This is a genomic window from Pseudomonadota bacterium (assembly GCA_039815145.1).
GTDB lineage: Bacteria > Pseudomonadota > Gammaproteobacteria > Steroidobacterales > JBCBZW01 > JBCBZW01.
Genome location: JBCBZW010000125.1, coordinates 1 through 15,010 on the forward strand (window position 1 = coordinate 1; position 15,010 = coordinate 15,010).

Genomic DNA, 15,010 nt, shown 5'->3' on the forward strand with positions numbered 1-15,010 from the left:
ATCGCGGAGGAGGTGCCGGATCTGTCGGTATTGGTCGACGTCGATGCGGTGGCCACCACTGCACCGAGTGCGATCGAAAGGCTGGAGGAGCTGGTGGCGAATCAGCGCCGCACAACCCGTCCGCGCTAGGCGGCCGTCGGCGCACGGAAGCGCTGCTGGATATGGTCAAATCGATATGGGAGATGCGCCAACGCATGACGCCGCGCCCTGGACACTCTCGGTGAGAGCTGGCTAAATCCGAGCGCCCAAAGGATTGCTTAAGCCAAGGATCGCTCGATGAGTTCCACCACCTTCGACGCTGGTGCCGCCGCCGCCGTGCCCGGCCCCACCTCCGCTCAGCACTTTCGCTTCAGCGGCACCACGGGCGAGTACTTCGGCATCTGGATCGTCAACCTCCTGCTCACGGTGGTGACCTTCGGGATCTATTCAGCCTGGGCGAAGGTGCGCACGCGTCGCTATTTCTACCGACACACGAGCTTTGCTGGCGAACGCTTCGACTACCACGCCAGGCCAACGGCGATCCTCATCGGACGGCTCATCGGCGCAGCGCTCGGCGGCGTCTACCTGGCCACGGCCTGGTTGGCGCCGGGCTTCGAACTGATCCCGTTGGCGCTGATCTTCCTGGCGACGCCGTGGCTGCTGCTGAAGGGCGCGCGCTTCAACGCGCGCAATTCCTCTTACCGTAACGTGCGCTTCTCCTTCCACGGTGGTGGGCTGGGCGAAGCTTACCTGGCCTTCGTGGGCTGGCCGATCCTCGGTGCGCTCTCCCTCGGTCTTGCAATGCCGTATTCCTTTCATCGCCAGGCGCGCTGGAAGCTCGACAACCATCGCTTTGGCAGCCTGCCGTTTCGTTTCGACACGCGCTCCGGCCCGTACTTCGGCATGTACTGGATGATGATCGGACTCACCGTCCTCGGCATCATCGGGATGATGGTGATGATGGCGGTCAGCATGATGTTCGTCAGCGAGTCGCTTCCCGCCCAAGGTGAGGAGCCGAGTGCAGCCTTCGCGTTAGCCCTGGCACCGGCCTACGTGGTCCTGTTGCTGGGCTACACCCTCGCCGGTGCCTACTTCATGGCGCGCTCGATGAAGCTCGGCCTCGGCACCACCACCCTCGACGGTCATCCCTTCAGCGTGCGCGTGCGCGCGCGCGACGTCATGTGGCTCTACGTGAGCAATACGCTGGTGATCCTGATCACCCTGGGTCTGGCGTTGCCTTGGGCCAAGGTGCGCGCCGCGCGCTACCAGTTAGAGCGTATCGCCCTGGACATCGATGAGGCTTCCATCCAGCGGGTGGTTGCCGAGCGTTCGGCGCAGACCTCGGCGATCGGCCAAGAGGTGGGCGAGGCCTTCGACGTCGAGTTCGACTTCGGCCTGTAGTCATGATCGAGTTCGCCGCCCGCTACTTCGCCGGCGACCGCCCCGTGGCGGAGGACGTGATCGCGCGGGTGGACGAGGAGCTCTACCAGCTCACCATCACCGGTGCCGGCTTCCGCCAGTCTTTTCCCCTCGAGGGCCTCGAGATGGAGAGCCGCTTGGGCAACACACCGCGCGTGGTCGCGTTGCCCACGGGCGGGCGCCTGGAGTCGACCGATCACCGGGTGCTCGCGCAGCTGGAGAGAGTATTGGGTGATGGTGGCGGCTGGTTGCACGCCCTCGAATCCCAGCGCGGGCCGGTGATGGTCGCCCTCGCGAGCGTCATGCTGCTCCTGGCGGGATTTGTCTGGCAGGGGTTGCCCGCCCTGGCGTGGGGTGCCTCGAAGGTCGTGCCGCCTTCCTACGACCAGCAGATCGGACGCGCCGCCCTGGCATTTCTGGATCGCGAGTGGCTCTCGCCCAGCGAGCTGCCGGACGGGCAGCGCGAGCGGATCCGCGATCTCTTCGACGAGGTGGTGGCGTACGCCGCCGAGCCGCGGGCCATGGAACTGCTGTTCCGTGCCGGTCACCCGGTGGATGAGGAGGAGGGGATCGGGGCGAATGCGCTGGCCCTGCCGTCCGGGGTGGTGGTGATTACCGACGAGATGGTGGCGATGGCGCAGACCGAGGACGAGCTGGTCGGCGTGTTGGCGCACGAAGTCGGCCACGTAATCCATCGCCACAGCCTGCGCGGGGTGATCCAGAGCGCCGGTATCACCGTGCTCGTCGGCGTGCTGACGGGCGATGCGGCGGGCATGAACGTGCTGGTGGAGACGGCGCCGGCGGTGCTCGCCAACGCCGCGTACTCGCGTCGCTTCGAGACCGCCGCGGACGATTTCGCGACGGCCTACCTGATCGATACGGGTCGGGATCCCGTCGCGCTGGGCACCTTGCTGGTGCGTCTGGAGGAGAGCCTGGGAGGGGCCGACATGGGGTACTTGTCCTCCCACCCGCCGGCCGCGCGGCGCGCGGCGCGATCCTCGGCGCGCGAGGCGACCCCGAACCCCTAGGGCGAGATTCCTGCCGCTCGCAGGCGATCCCCGCAGGCTAAGCTAGGGCCATGGATGGCGGCGTCCTCGACCAACTGGCTCTCTTCGCGATCGGTATCACCTGGTTCAGCACGCTGGTGCTCGCCCTCGGCCACCTGGCGAGCGATCTCTACGCGGAACGACGCTGGGCGAGGCGCTTCGGCCTGGCACTGCTCGGCAACCTGAGCGTCCTGCAGGGACTGCACTACTGGGCGCTGGTCGGTGATCTCAGGGTCTGGTCTTCGTCGCTCTACATCGCCAGCATCTTCTGCACCGGTGCCCTGTTCTTCTGCTTCTGCCGCGCCGTGCTGCGGCCTGAGCGGTCGTGGCCTCGGTGGGCCTACGCCGCGCTGGTGCCGCCGGTGATCGGGGCGATCGCGCCGGGGCAGGTGATGTTCTTCGTCGCCTTCGTGATCGGCACCGGGTACTTCCTGGCCATCGCTGCGCAGTTGTTCGTGCTGCGCAGTCAGCGACGGCGCTTCACGGCCGAGCTCACGGCCCTGGTGATCCTGTTCATCATCTCTGGCATGACCCTGCTCCTGGGCCTGCTCCTGCCGTGGATCGACGAGCGCGTGTACGTGGCGGTGTTCGCCATCCTCAACGGCGCCAGCTTCCTGCCGGCCTTGCTGCTGGTCGTACGCTATCCGGATCTGCTCAACCGGGCCGAAGAGGCGCTGGTCCTGGCGCAGGCGAACTCGACCCTGCGCAACGTGGATGTGGCGAGCAAGCTCCGCGAGCTCGATCGCCTCATGCGCGAGGAACACCTGTACCGGGACGAGACGCTCAACCTGGCCGCGCTGGCGGATCAGCTGCAGCTGTCCTCACACCAGACCTCTGAGCTACTCAACCAGCAGGTGGGCATGGGCTTCGCCCGCTACCTGCGTAAGCAACGGGTGGCGGATGCCTGCGCGTCGCTCATGTCGCAGCCGGGTGAGTCGGTGCTATCGATCGGTCTCAATGCCGGCTTCTCCTCCCAGTCCACCTTCTACACCGCCTTCAAGCAGGAGACGGGACTGTCACCTGGACAGTACCGCAAGACGCCCCGCGAGGCCGCGTCCTGAGCGCCCTTCGCTTTCCGACTTATCATCTTGGAGGTCCGTTAGCGACTGATTGTCGTAGGGTTATCGGAAAGTAGATCTCGCATCGTAAGTTGGGAGGACCGACGCCGGAGCGGTCGCTTCAATGTGGGCTGGCTCGCCACGAAACGGTCCCTCAACGTGTATCCCCCCACTCGACTCGAGCGTCCTTCGACAGCGCCCCGGCGGAACCCATTGCTGGCTCGCCTGCGCAATCGCACGGCCATCCTCGTGCTAGCGCTCACGGTGCTGAGCGCAGTGCTCATCACCCTGCTCTGGCGCATCCGGATCGGCGACAGCGCCATGTTGTACGTCGGCGTGCCCTACCTGATCGCGGCGGCCCTCCTCGTCTTCACCCTGAATCCGCGCGAGCCCGGCCTGGCACCCACCTACGGCTGGCTCGTGCGCACCTCCCTGTGGATCTTCTTCTCCACCTCGCTCGTGCTGCAGGAGGGCTTCCTCTGCGTGCTCTTCTTCATTCCGATCTACCTGCTCGTGATCACCGTCGTGTACTGGTTGATCCGGTGGGTGCGTAGCGCCCGTTCCCGCGAGCGACGCCTGCGGGCCTGCTTGTTGCCGGTGTTGCTGCTCCTGGCGTCGGTGGAAGGGGTGACGCCGTCACTGACCATGCCCACCCATGCGGTGGTGGCGGCCACGCGGGTGGTGTCGTTAGCCCCCGGTGAGATTCGCGCCAACCTGGCGAACCAGACCTCGGTCGATGCCAGCAGCAACCCGGTGCTGGCCCTCTTCCCCATGCCCTATGCAGTGGAGACAGGCGATCTGCGCGTGGGGGCGATCCACCGCGTGCACTACCGCTACCACCGCTGGTTCTTCACCAATACACACGAGGGCACCACGATCCTGCGCATCACCGAGTCCGACCCCACGCGCATCGCCGCGGAGCTCGTCAGCGACACCAGCTACCTCGCCAAGTACCTGGCCGTGCACGAGCTGGTGCTCGAGATGACGCCGCGGGCCGACGGCCGGACGGCGGTGACGATCACCGTCGACTTCGATCGCAAGTTGAGCCCCGCCTGGTACTTCGGCCCCCTGGAGGCCTACGCCGTGCGGCGTATGGCGGGCCACCTGATCCAAGAGGTGTTGACCGATGGCTGAGGGGCGAATGGACGGAGCAGGTGCCGATGCGAGTGCCGCCATGGTGCGCTGGTCGCCGGTACAGTCCCTGTGGTTATCGTCGATGACGCTGATCGCACTCGTGGGCGGCTATCTCACCTTCAGTCTGGACACGCTGTTGGTATTCACCGTGACCACCGCGCTCACCCTGTGCCTGGGGCACTCCCTCGGCATGCATCGGTTGCTCATCCATCGCAGCTACGAGACGCATAAGCTCATGGAATACCTGCTCGTGTGGCTGGGCGTCTTGGTGGGTTTGGCGGGGCCGAGGGGCATGATCCACACCCATGACTTGCGCGATTGGGCCCAGCGCCAGGCGCATTGCCACGACTACTTCGGTCACCGCCAGGGCATGCTGCGCGATGCGACGGTGGGTGAGGCGGAATCAGTCGGCGTTGAGCACGGCCAGCAGGTGCTGTGATTCCTCCGGGCAGTCGCACTCGGCGATTGCCAGCGCCTGGGCGCGCACCTGGGTGACGTTGGTCTCCGCCACGATGCACTTGACCTCGGGGATCGCCGTGGGGCTCATGCTGAAGTGGGTGAGGCCGAGCCCCAGGAGCAGGCGGGTGAAGCGCGGATCGCCGGCCATCTCACCGCACAGGGCGACCGGCGTGCCCGCGGCGGCACCCGCGGCCAAGGTGTCGCGGATCAGACGCAATACGGCGGGGTGGGCAGGCTCGTAGAGGGACTGCACGGCGTCGTCGTCGCGATCGATCGCCAGCGTGTACTGAATGAGATCGTTAGTGCCGATGGAGAGGAACGCGGCTTCGCGGGCGAGGGTACGCGCGCACATGGCCGCGGCGGGTACCTCGATCATCACCCCCACGGGGACGTTCTCCTCGTGCGCTGTCCCTTCACGGTCCAGGGCTTCGCGACAGTCGTCGATGAAGGCGAGGGCGGCGCGCAGCTCGGCGGGCGTGGCGATCATCGGCAGAAGAATGCGCAGGGGGCCGTGGCAGGCAGCGCGGAGCAGCGCGCGGATCTGCGGGGCGAACAGCTCCGGGTGCTGCAGACACAGGCGGATCGCCCGCAGTCCCAGGGCCGGTTGGTTGGTGCGCGGCAGGTGCTTGGCCAGGGAGCGTAGCTGGGGGCCGGCGCAGGCGTCGAGGGTGCGGATGGTCACGGTGCTGCCGCCCATGCCTTGGACCAGCAGGCGGTAGCTGTTGTAGTGCTCCTCCTCGCTCGGCAGGTCGTCGCGGTTGGCGTAGAGAAACTCCGTGCGGTAGAGGCCGACGCCGTCCACCTGCAGGCGCCGTGAGGCCGTGAGATCGCCGGGGCCGCGCACGTTGGACATGATCTCCACGCCGATCCGATCGCGGGTGGCGACGGGGCCGGCGAGCGCGGGGGCGCTCTGCAGGGAGCGCTTGCGCCGTTGTTCCAGCTGCTGACGTTCGCGGTAGACGACGAGGGTGCGCGGGTCGGGATCGGTGATGACCACGCCGGCGCCGCCGTCGACGATCACCAGTTGGTCCGATCGAAGCGTGTGGGTAGCGTCGGCGAGGCCGGCGACGTAGGGCAGGCCGAGGCTGCGCGCCACGATGGTGGTATGCGAGAGCTGGCCGCCGCGCTCGGAGATGAGGCCGGTGAGCGTGCCGCTACGCGGTAGCAGCAGATCTGTCGGGGCTGGGTCGGCGCAGACCAGCACGTACGCGGCCTCCTCGCTGGCGCCGCGTGTTGGGGATGCCTCCTCGGCGCCTGCCTCGCGCTGGGTGCTGAGCATGGTCAGGACCTTGCCGAACAGGCTCTCGAGATCGTCTCGGCGGGCCGCCAGGTAGGGGTCGTCGATACGCTCGAGGGCGTCGAGCACCTCTTCTTCGTGGGTGAGGAGGGCTTCCTCCGCCGTGCACTGGCGGCTCTCGATCAGCGAACGGATAGGTTCGGCAAAGGCCTCGTCTTCGAGGATGTGGCGATGGCCATCGACGATGGCACGCACCTCGAGGGGCCACTCCCGTGCATGTTGATCGGCGGCTTCGAAGCTCGCCACCACCTGGCGAATCGCCTGGTCCAGGCGGTCGCGTTCCTCGCCGGGCGTGAGGGCGGTGCCGAAGTTGGCGGTGCGCGCGGCCAGGGCACTCTCCAGGCGTACACGCGCGATCACGATGCCGCTCGAGACGCCGCTGCCGCGGGCGGTGGCGCTCATTCGTGGGAACCCACTTGGGTGGTGCGCAGGATCTGGCAGATCCGCTCGACCGTAGGTTGGCAGGGGCGCTCACCTTCGGCCGTGATCTCGATCTCCGCGCCCTGGGTGGCGGCCAGCATCATCAGGCTGAGCACGCTGGTGGCGCTGGCGCTACGCCCCATGTAGTGCAGGGTGATCGTGCTGCCCTCGGCGCCGCGCGCTGCCTCGGCGATGGCACTCGACGGGCGCATGTGCAGCCCGCGAGGGTCACTGACGACCACATTGCGTACGACGACGGCCATGTTCCTCCCCTGCAGGCGGTGGCAGCGGTATCTCGGTCACTCGCCGGGGATGGGGGTGGAGGCGCGTGCCGTCAGCCGGGAAGCTCCCGATGCTGCGTCAGTACATTGGTATACCGATCGCTGAAATGCCGTGCAAGTCGGCTCGCCATGTAGACCGAGCGGTGCTGGCCGCCCGTACAGCCGATCGCCACCGTGAGGTAGCTGCGGTTGGTCTTCTCGAAGTCGCCGATCCACTGGGTGAGGAAGCCGCGCACGTCGTCGAACATCTTGTTCACGGAGGGCTGCTCATCGAGGAACTCTCGCACGGGCTCATCGAGGCCTGTCTGCGGCCGCAGGTCGGGGTGCCAGTGGGGGTTTGGCAGGGAGCGCACGTCGAACACGAAGTCCGCATCACTCGGCACACCGTTGCGGTAAGCGAAGGATTGGAACAGCAACGACAGGCGGGTGCTCGCCCGCTGGTCGATACGCTCGCGCACCAGCTCGCGCAGCTGATGCACGTTGGTGTGAGTGGTGTCGATGATGAGGTCGGCGAGGGAGCTGATCGGCAGCATCAAGCCGTGCTCTCGCGCCAGCGCGTCGCGCAGGCCGTGGCCATCGTTGGTGAGGGGATGGCGTCGACGGGTCTCGCTGTAGCGCTTGATGAGCGCCTCTTCGGCCGCGGAGAGGTAGATCACGTCGCAGTCGATGCCACGATCGCGGATCCGCGCCACCACCTCGGGCACGGCGGCGATGTCTTGCGGCGGGTTGCGCGCATCGACGCCCACGGCGCAGCGCTCGAACAAGCCGTGGGTGAGGTTGCTGTGAGTGTGCTCGACGAAGCCTGCGAGCAGGGCGACGGGGAGATTATCTACGCAGTAGTACCCCAAGTCCTCCAGCATGTGCAGGGTGATCGATTTGCCTGCGCCGGAGAGGCCACTCACGATGATGATGCGCATGGGCGGGGCTCAGTTCCCGTCCCCTGCGGCCGCGGCGAGGGCATCGTCGTCGGCATCCAGGAACAGCTGATGCAGGGCGCTCGAGGACGGGCTCGCCAGGATCTCGTCGAGAAACCCGGGCCGCAGCAGGGTGCGCGCGACGTGGGCGAGGTTACCCAGGTGGCCGTCTGTGGCATCGCGCGGCACCAGCAGGCCGAACACGATATGCACCGGTTGCTCGTCCGGCGCGTCGTAGGGGATCGGTTCGCGCAGCTTGAGGACGGCCGCAACCGTGCCCTCCAGCTCATCGGCGCGCCCGTGGGGAAGGGCAACGCCCTGACCCAGGCCCGTGGCGCCGAGGCGCTCACGCTGGATCAGGGCGTCGAAGATGATGCTCGAGCCGATCCCGTGATCGGCGTTGGCGAGCAGCTCGCTCAATATTTCGAAGGCGTGCTTCTGGCCGCGCGCTTCGACGTTGCACAGCACCCGCGCCGGCGCTAGTAGCTCAGCGAATCGACTCACGGGTTGGCAGCTGGCCTGGCTATCGCTATTGTTCGGCGAGGCGCTGTCTGTGGGCTTCCTTGGCATGGTGGTCCGTCAACTTTTCCTTGTGCCTCAGTACTTGGCGATCGAGCTTGTCGATGAGTAGGTCGATCGCTGCGTACATTTGTTCTTCTTCGCTCTCGGCGTGGACTAGTCCGCCGCCCAAATTCAAGGTTGCCTCTGCACGGTGCCGGTTCTTCTCCACGGTCAGGGTGACCTGAACGTCGACGATGTGGTCAAAGTGCCGTTCGAGCTTCGTCAACTTCGAGTTGACGTGGTCGCGAAGGGCATCGGTGATATCCACGTGATGACCGGTCATTTTCACTTGCATGAGGCGTCTCCTTGGCAAGATATACCGCCATGCTTCGACATGACGGGCACCTTACAACTGTCGAAGGTGCAGTTTCTTCCGTTCGCTGGAGGAGGGGATGGACATGGCCTCGCGGTACTTGGCTACCGTCCTTCTGGCGACGTCGATACCGTCATCCACCAACGTTTGGGCGATTTTGTTGTCGCTAAGCGGTTTCTCCGGGTTTTCGTTGGCGATCATCTTGCGAATCATGGCGCGGATGGCGGTGGAGGAGTGCTCAGCCCCCTCCTTGCCTACGTGGCTAGAGAAGAAGTGTCTGAACTCGAAGACACCTCGCGGCGTGTGCATGTACTTATTGGTGGTGACCCTCGAGATGGTCGACTCGTGCATGTCCAGCGCCTCAGCCACGTCTCGCAACACCATTGGACGCATGGCGAAGTCGCCTTGTTCCAGAAACTTGTGCTGGCGCTCGACGATGCACGTCGCGACGCGCAGCAGCGTGTCATTGCGAATTTCCAACGAGCGTACCAGCCATCGCGCTTCCTGTAACTGGGCCTTCAGCGCCGTGTGGTCGCTGCCGCGGCCCAGCATGCTGGCATAGGTCTGGTTTACTTGGACTTTTGGTAGGGAACCGGGGTTGACCTCGACCACCCAGCGGTCGCCGAGCTTGCGTACATAGACGTCTGGCACGACATAGTCAGAGCGCTCTGGCTGCACCGCAGCGCCGGGGCGCGGCTGCAGGGAGCGGATCAGGGCGACGGCCAGCGCCAGCTCCTCATCGCTGGTGCCGAGCTTGCGCCGCAGGGCGGCGAGCTGCTGATTGCCGAGGGTTTCGAGGTCGTTCTCGACGATACGCAGGGCCACCTCGCGCCCCGGCGTATCCCCGGCGATCGACATGAGCTGAATCGTGAGCGACTCGGCCAGGTCGCGGGCGCCCACCCCCGTCGGGTCCATGCGCTGGATGACGTGGAGCACCACCTCCATTGCCTTGTCATCGATCGGCGCCTCGCCCTCGGGTAGGTCCCGGTCGACGGCGTGGGCGATGACCTCCAGGGACTCGCCGATGTAGCCGTCGTCATCGATGGCGTCGACGATCGCCTCGCCCAGCTTGCGCTCGCGTTCCGTGAGATCTTCCAGGTTCAGCTGCCACAGCAGGTGCTCGGTGAGCGAGCCGCCCTCAGGGTCGGCGAACTCCATCGAGCGGCCATCGTCCTGCCAGTTCTGGCCGCTGCCCTCGCCCGGGGTGCCGGTGAAGGCCGGCTCCAGCCAATTCTCATCGTCCGGTGCCTCGTTCACCACCACCGGCTCGTCGCTGGCTGCGGTGGAGGCCTCCGCTTCCCGCGGCGCCTCGTCGGCCGTGTTGTCAGCACCGTTCTGCGCGCTCTCGCTGGCCGAGGTGGCGTGCTCTTCCACCTGCTCCAGCATGAGGTTGCTCTCCAGCGCTTCCTGCAGTTGCGACTGCAGCTCGGCCACCGGTAGTTGCAACAAGCGAATCGCCTGCTGCAGCTGAGGCGTCATGGTCAGCTGCTGACCGATGCGGAGGGAAATCGAGGGCTTCAGCATGCGGAAACGGTGGAGACCTGCGGTGGCGAACACATGGGAGACGAGCGCGGGGGACGCGCGGCGCTGCCCTTCGGGAGAGGTGTGGCTCTACAAGCGGAACTCGTCGCCGAGGTAAACCTGGCGCACTTCCCGGTTGTCGAGCACCGTCTCGGGCGTGCCGGATGCGATAACCGTGCCAGCATTGAGTATATAGGCCCGCTGACAGATGCCCAGTGTTTCCCTCACATTGTGATCAGTGATGAGTACGCCGATATCACGGTCTGTAAGTTGTTGAATTATCCGTTGAATATCGAGTACCGAGATCGGGTCGACGCCGGCGAAGGGCTCATCGAGGAGCACGAAGCGTGGATTCGCTGCCAACGCGCGCGCAATCTCCACCCGCCGCCGCTCGCCGCCCGAGAGGGACACGCCGAGACCGGTTCGAATATGTGAGATGTGCAGTTCTTCGAGCAGGCTCTCCAGATTCTCCCGGCGCGCCTGGGGCGTGAGATCGGCGCGCAGTTCGAGGGCGGCCATGATGTTGTCCTCCACGCTCAGGCGGCGGAAAACGGAAGCTTCCTGGGGCAGGTAGCCGAGACCGAGCTGGGCCCGCCGGTGGATCGGCAGGCGGGTGACGTCCTGGTCGTCGATGACGATGCGCCCGGCGTCGCAGGCGACCAACCCCACCATCATGTAGAAGGCGGTGGTCTTGCCGGCCCCGTTGGGGCCGAGCAGTCCCACCACTTCACCGCTGCTCACGTCGAGGCTGACGCCCTTCACTACCTGACGGGATCGATAGCGTTTGTGCAGATCTGTGGCGACCAGGCTGCTCATGGCGCGCCGGCGTCTTCGGCGCTGCAGTCCGGCGCATCCTGGGCGTCGGACCCGGGGGTGATCAGGATCTTGACCCGACCGTCCTCGCCGCGCCCGCCGTCCGCGAGCACCTGCTCCGCGTCGATGTCGTAGACGATCACCTCGCTGGTGATCTCATTGCCGTCTTCGCAGAGCCAGGCGTCACCGCTCAGGCGAACAGATGCATTCGCCAAATCATAATCCACGCGCTGGGCGCGGCCGCGAGCGAAGCGGCCTGCGACCTGCTTGCTCTCGCGGCGAAAGGTCACCGGCGCCCCGGTCAGGGCGGCGGTCTGCAGCTTGTTGTCGCGGAAGGTGAGGACGGCTTCGCTGGCTTCGATCAGGGCGCCATCGCTGGTGAGTTGCACATCGCCGGAGAAGGACCAGTCGCTGCTCTCGAAGCTCAGGCCCGTGCCAACGGCGCGGCTGGCACGGACGCTCAGCGTGTCCTGGGTGATGATGATGTCGGTGAAGATGAGCTCATCGGTGCGGCGGTCGATACGGGCGTCGGCGGCGTCCACCAGGATGGCGGGCTCGGCCTCCGAGTCCTCGGCGGCCGTTTGCGCGGGTTCGGGTGAGGTGGGCGGCGCTTCCTCGGGAGCCGGCGCCTGCGCTTGTGTGGCGGGGAGCCAGCAGGGCGTTGTCGCCAGGCCCGCCAACAACAGCGTCGCGAGCACGGGGGTGGCGCGCCCAGGGCGCTCGGCTCGCGGTCGAACTCGCGATGTCAAAGTAGATCTCCTGAATCGACGGCCGCCACGAAGCGGCCACGCACATCCGTTTCCAATTCGAACCACTGGGCGGCGAGGTCGGCGGTCATGCCCCGCGCGGTGATCACCCCGCGCGTACTCACCACCCGCACGTCCGATTGGGTGATCGCCCGGCGGTCGTTGACCATCACGGTCAAGTTGTCCGTGTGCAGGGCGAGGGGGGCGCCCTCGCTGTCCGTGCCCTCGATGCGCACCCGGCCGCTCAGTTCGAGCAGCTTCCAGTCGGCGCTGATGTGCCCGCGGTCCGCGTGCAGGCGCCAGGGTATTTCCTGCACATCGGCGTAGGTCACGTCGACGCCTTCGAGGGCCACACGGGCCAGCGCCGGTTGCTGTTCGGCGCGCTGGGCGCTGATCTCGAACAGGGCGTCGCCGTTGTCGGCAAGGCCGCGTAGCGTGCCGTCGACCACGTAGTAACCCGCTTCCTTAGGTGCGCTCGCCTGCGTCTGCTGGTCCGGCTGGCGCAGGGCGAAGTGGCTGGCCAGGGCGAGCAGGGCGAGCGTGGTGATGATGAGGATTTGGCGAATCGGCATGACAGGTCCGCTCAGTGCCCCGCCCGGGCCGCCAGTATGGCGTCCGACACTTCGCGCACGGCGCCGCGGCCTCCGCCCCTTGTGGTCACCCAATGGGCAGCGGCCCGCACCCGTTCCACCGCGTCGGCGACGGCGATGGTGAGGCCAGCGCGGGCGAACATGTCGAGGTCGGGAAGGTCATCGCCGACAGCCGCACACGAGGTCTCCGGCAGGCCGAGGCTGGCCGCGACATCGGCGAAGACCGGCCCCTTGTCGCCCACGCCGAGGTGGATCGGCTCGACGCCGAGCGCCCCCATGCGCGAGGCGACCGCAGGGGACGGGCGCCCGGAGATGATCGCCACCCGCACGCCACCGTCGAGGAGGCGCTTCACGCCCAGACCGTCTTTGGTGTCGAAGCGCTTGGACTCGCGGCCATCGTCGCTGAGGTAGAGGCCACCGTCGGTGAAGACGCCGTCAACGTCGAACACCACCGCCGCGATGCCGCGCATTTGCGCGCGCAAGGGCTCTGTAATCTGCATCGGTTCAGACGACTCCCGCACGCATCAGATCGTGGATGCTCAGTACTCCGACCAGCTGACCGGTGCCATCGTTCACCAGCAGGGCGGTGATCCGGTGGCGTTGCATCAGCAGCACCGCTTCACTGGCCAGCATGTCATCGGTGATGTGTTTGGGTGATGCGGTCATCACGTCCTCGATCGCCGTGGCGTGCGGATCCACGCGCTTGTCCAGCGCGCGGCGCAGGTCACCGTCGGTAAAGACTCCCACCAGGGTGCCGTCGGCGTCGAGCACGGTGGTCAAGCCCAGGCCCTTCTCCGTCACCACCAACAGGGCATCGCGCAAGGTGGTGCCAAGGCGCACCCGCGGGATCGCCTCGCCCGTGTGCATGATATCGCCCACGCGCAGCAGCAGGCGCCGCCCCAGGGTGCCGGCGGGGTGGGTGCGGGCGAAGTCTTCGCTGGTGAAGCCGCGTGCTTCGAGCAGGGTCACGGCGAGGGCGTCGCCCATCGCGAGGGTGGCCGTCGTGCTCGCTGTCGGCGCGAGATTCAGCGGGCAAGCCTCGGCAGCGACGCTCACGTCCAGCACCGCGTCGCTGTGTTTGGCGATGGTGCTGGCGGGCTTGCCAGTCATCACGATCGTGGGTACTCCCATGCGTTTGAACAGCGGTAGCAGGCCCAGGATCTCTGCCGTCTCGCCGGAGTTGGACAACATGATGAGCACGTCGGAGGACGTCACCATGCCGAGATCGCCGTGCTGGGCTTCCGCCGGGTGTACGAAGAAGGCGGGGCTGCCTGTGCTCGCCAGGGTGGCCGCGATCTTGCGCGCGATGTGACCGGATTTGCCCATGCCGATGACGATCAGGTGGCCCTCACACGCCAGGCACAGGCGACAGGCGCGTACGAATTGCTCGCCGACGCGACCGATCAAGGCGGACACGGCGTCGGCCTCGATCTCCAATACCTGGCGCGCCAGGTGCAGGATATGTGCGTCGTTAGGTGGGTCGGCGGTGTCCATGGCTACAGTGCCGAGCGGTAGACCATGTAGTGGTAGCTGGCGAAGGCTGTGAGCAGCATCGCACCCTCGATGCGGTTGATGCGACCCGGTCCGCCGCGCAGATCGTAGGACATGGCGAACAAGGCCAGGGTCAGCACCACCATCGAGGGGAAGTGGAAGGCCAGAATCGTGGGGTCGAGGTCGATCGGGGTGATGGCGCTGGCGATGCCGAGCACCGCCAACAGGTTGAACATGTTGGAGCCCATAATGTTGCCGAGCACCAGGTCATGCTCGCGCTTGCGGGCACCGGCCACGCTCACGGCGAGCTCCGGCAGGCTGGTGCCGATCGCCACTACGGTGACGCCGATCACCGTGTCGCTGACACCGATGGCCTCGGCCAGGCCGCTGCCGCCCCACACCAGGGCCTGGGCTCCGGTCAGCAGCACCAGTAACCCGACGGCCGTCCAGGCCACGGAGGCATTCAGGGAGAGGTCGCTACGGATCTCCGCGTCGTAGTCCGCGAGCAGGTTGTCTTCGGGCGTGTGCGACATCCCGAGGTGCACCATCCAGCCGAGCAGCACGGCCAGCCCCGTCAGCATGATCGCGCCGTCGAGGCGACTCAGCTCGCCGTTCAGCAACAGGCCCAGGGTGGCCAGGGTGATCAACAGCAGGATGGGGATTTCCTGGCGCACGGTCTGGGAGGACACGGCCAGCGGCGCGACCAGAGCCGTTGCCCCGAGCACGAGGGCGATGTTGGCGATGTTAGAGCCGATGGCATTGCCGACGGCGAGGCCCGCATTGCCCTGCAGGGAGGCCATGGCCCCTACCAGCACCTCGGGCGCCGAGGTGCCGAAGCCGACGATCGTGAGCCCGATCAGCATGGTGGACACGCCGAGGTTGCGAGCGAAGGCGGCGGCACCGAGCACGAAACGGTCCGCCCCCCAGATCAGGGTGACGAAGCCAGTGATCACGGCCGCAAAGTAGAT

General features: G+C 66.5%; 17 protein-coding genes. 5 read left to right on the plus strand and 12 right to left on the minus strand.

The window, feature by feature from the left end:
• Positions 1–276 precede the first annotated feature (276 nt).
• The 5 genes from AAF184_20785 (at position 277) to AAF184_20805 (ending at position 5,075) form a co-directional block, all read left to right on the plus strand.
• Entirely contained in the window at positions 277–1,380 is a 1,104-nt protein-coding gene (locus tag AAF184_20785) for a YjgN family protein (GenBank protein ID MEO0424785.1), read from the plus strand.
• Positions 1,381–1,382: 2 nt separating this feature from the next.
• Entirely contained in the window at positions 1,383–2,426 is a 1,044-nt protein-coding gene (locus tag AAF184_20790; GenBank protein ID MEO0424786.1) for a M48 family metallopeptidase, read from the plus strand.
• 50 nt (positions 2,427–2,476) lie between these two features.
• Complete coding sequence (locus AAF184_20795) at positions 2,477–3,505, plus strand: AraC family transcriptional regulator (protein MEO0424787.1); 1,029 nt, start codon at positions 2,477–2,479, stop codon at positions 3,503–3,505.
• A gap of 210 nt (positions 3,506–3,715) precedes the next feature.
• Positions 3,716–4,636, plus strand: coding sequence for a hypothetical protein (locus AAF184_20800; protein MEO0424788.1), 921 nt, complete (start codon positions 3,716–3,718; stop codon positions 4,634–4,636).
• Positions 4,629–5,075, plus strand: a complete 447-nt coding sequence (locus AAF184_20805) for a hypothetical protein (protein MEO0424789.1) — start codon at positions 4,629–4,631, stop codon at positions 5,073–5,075. The genes AAF184_20800 and AAF184_20805 overlap by 8 nt, the downstream gene beginning before the upstream one ends.
• On the opposite strand, the gene ptsP is transcribed toward AAF184_20805, so the two are convergent.
• From ptsP to AAF184_20865, 12 genes are all read right to left on the minus strand, one after another.
• Positions 5,040–6,794 carry a phosphoenolpyruvate--protein phosphotransferase gene (gene ptsP, locus AAF184_20810; protein MEO0424790.1) on the minus strand — a complete coding sequence of 585 codons (1,755 nt, stop codon included), beginning with the start codon at positions 6,792–6,794 and terminating at the stop codon, positions 5,040–5,042. The genes AAF184_20805 and ptsP overlap by 36 nt on opposite strands.
• Positions 6,791–7,075: an HPr family phosphocarrier protein gene (locus tag AAF184_20815; GenBank protein ID MEO0424791.1), complete on the minus strand. Its 285-nt coding sequence runs from the start codon at positions 7,073–7,075 to the stop codon at positions 6,791–6,793. Before AAF184_20815 ends, ptsP begins: the two co-directional genes overlap by 4 nt.
• Positions 7,076–7,146: 71 nt before the next feature.
• Positions 7,147–8,010, minus strand: coding sequence for an RNase adapter RapZ (rapZ, locus tag AAF184_20820; GenBank protein ID MEO0424792.1), 864 nt, complete (start codon positions 8,008–8,010; stop codon positions 7,147–7,149).
• A gap of 9 nt (positions 8,011–8,019) precedes the next feature.
• Entirely contained in the window at positions 8,020–8,511 is a 492-nt protein-coding gene (locus AAF184_20825) for a PTS sugar transporter subunit IIA (GenBank protein ID MEO0424793.1), read from the minus strand.
• 25 nt (positions 8,512–8,536) lie between these two features.
• Complete coding sequence (gene raiA, locus AAF184_20830; protein MEO0424794.1) at positions 8,537–8,863, minus strand: ribosome-associated translation inhibitor RaiA; 327 nt, start codon at positions 8,861–8,863, stop codon at positions 8,537–8,539.
• Positions 8,864–8,914: 51 nt separating this feature from the next.
• Positions 8,915–10,405 (minus strand): RNA polymerase factor sigma-54, encoded by a 1,491-nt coding sequence (locus AAF184_20835; protein MEO0424795.1) that lies wholly within the window; start codon positions 10,403–10,405, stop codon positions 8,915–8,917.
• A gap of 87 nt (positions 10,406–10,492) precedes the next feature.
• On the minus strand, positions 10,493–11,218 hold the full coding sequence (gene lptB, locus AAF184_20840) for an LPS export ABC transporter ATP-binding protein (GenBank protein ID MEO0424796.1): 726 nt from the start codon (positions 11,216–11,218) through the stop codon (positions 10,493–10,495).
• Complete coding sequence (gene lptA / locus AAF184_20845; protein ID MEO0424797.1) at positions 11,215–11,964, minus strand: lipopolysaccharide transport periplasmic protein LptA; 750 nt, start codon at positions 11,962–11,964, stop codon at positions 11,215–11,217. Before lptA ends, lptB begins: the two co-directional genes overlap by 4 nt.
• Complete coding sequence (lptC, locus tag AAF184_20850) at positions 11,961–12,533, minus strand: LPS export ABC transporter periplasmic protein LptC (protein MEO0424798.1); 573 nt, start codon at positions 12,531–12,533, stop codon at positions 11,961–11,963. The genes lptA and lptC overlap by 4 nt, the downstream gene beginning before the upstream one ends.
• Before the next feature lie 11 nt (positions 12,534–12,544).
• Positions 12,545–13,051: an HAD hydrolase family protein gene (locus AAF184_20855; protein ID MEO0424799.1), complete on the minus strand. Its 507-nt coding sequence runs from the start codon at positions 13,049–13,051 to the stop codon at positions 12,545–12,547.
• Positions 13,052–13,055: 4 nt separating this feature from the next.
• Positions 13,056–14,045 (minus strand): KpsF/GutQ family sugar-phosphate isomerase, encoded by a 990-nt coding sequence (locus AAF184_20860; protein MEO0424800.1) that lies wholly within the window; start codon positions 14,043–14,045, stop codon positions 13,056–13,058.
• Positions 14,046–14,047: 2 nt separating this feature from the next.
• Positions 14,048–15,010: a calcium/sodium antiporter gene (locus AAF184_20865; protein MEO0424801.1), complete on the minus strand. Its 963-nt coding sequence runs from the start codon at positions 15,008–15,010 to the stop codon at positions 14,048–14,050.

Bases quoted from the DNA above. Each gene is read 5' to 3' on its own strand.
- AAF184_20785 (MEO0424785.1), top strand. From the start codon at position 277: ATGAGTTCCACCACCTTCGACGCTGGTGCCGCCGCCGCCGTGCCCGGC.
- AAF184_20790 (MEO0424786.1), top strand. From the start codon at position 1,383: ATGATCGAGTTCGCCGCCCGCTACTTCGCCGGCGACCGCCCCGTGGCG.
- AAF184_20795 (MEO0424787.1), top strand. From the start codon at position 2,477: ATGGATGGCGGCGTCCTCGACCAACTGGCTCTCTTCGCGATCGGTATC.
- AAF184_20805 (MEO0424789.1), top strand. From the start codon at position 4,629: ATGGCTGAGGGGCGAATGGACGGAGCAGGTGCCGATGCGAGTGCCGCC.
- ptsP (MEO0424790.1), bottom strand. From the start codon at position 6,794: ATGAGCGCCACCGCCCGCGGCAGCGGCGTCTCGAGCGGCATCGTGATC.
- AAF184_20815 (MEO0424791.1), bottom strand. From the start codon at position 7,075: ATGGCCGTCGTCGTACGCAATGTGGTCGTCAGTGACCCTCGCGGGCTG.
- rapZ (MEO0424792.1), bottom strand. From the start codon at position 8,010: ATGCGCATCATCATCGTGAGTGGCCTCTCCGGCGCAGGCAAATCGATC.
- raiA (MEO0424794.1), bottom strand. From the start codon at position 8,863: ATGCAAGTGAAAATGACCGGTCATCACGTGGATATCACCGATGCCCTT.
- AAF184_20835 (MEO0424795.1), bottom strand. From the start codon at position 10,405: ATGCTGAAGCCCTCGATTTCCCTCCGCATCGGTCAGCAGCTGACCATG.
- lptB (MEO0424796.1), bottom strand. From the start codon at position 11,218: ATGAGCAGCCTGGTCGCCACAGATCTGCACAAACGCTATCGATCCCGT.
- lptC (MEO0424798.1), bottom strand. From the start codon at position 12,533: ATGCCGATTCGCCAAATCCTCATCATCACCACGCTCGCCCTGCTCGCC.
- AAF184_20855 (MEO0424799.1), bottom strand. From the start codon at position 13,051: ATGCAGATTACAGAGCCCTTGCGCGCGCAAATGCGCGGCATCGCGGCG.
- AAF184_20860 (MEO0424800.1), bottom strand. From the start codon at position 14,045: ATGGACACCGCCGACCCACCTAACGACGCACATATCCTGCACCTGGCG.